Origin of the sequence: Bacteroides caecigallinarum (assembly GCF_021531075.1) — a bacterium.
Classification (GTDB): Bacteria; Bacteroidota; Bacteroidia; order Bacteroidales; family Bacteroidaceae; genus Phocaeicola; species Phocaeicola caecigallinarum_B.
The window spans coordinates 1-233 of the sequence record NZ_JADYTJ010000185.1 but is presented as its reverse complement, the minus strand read 5'-3'; the positions used below and the strand labels follow the sequence as shown (position 1 = coordinate 233).

The following is a 233-nucleotide window of genomic DNA, read 5'->3' as shown; positions in this document are numbered from 1 at the left end:
GATCAGCCTGTTATCCCCGGAGTACCTTTTATCCTTTGAGCGATGTCCCTTCCATACGGAAACACCGGATCACTATGCTCTAGTTTCCTACCTGATCGACTTGTCAGTCTCCCAGTCAAGCACCCTTCTGCCATTACACTCTTGGGCCGGTTACCGATCGGCCTGAGGGTACCTTTAGAAGCCTCCGTTACGCTTTTGGAGGCGACCACCCCAGTCAAACTACCCACCAAGCA

The 233-nt window shown here is 52.8% G+C and carries 1 rRNA gene; it reads right to left on the bottom strand.

From position 1 onward, the window contains the following. Nucleotides 1-233, bottom strand: a 23S ribosomal RNA gene (locus I6E11_RS14995); the annotation flags it as partial.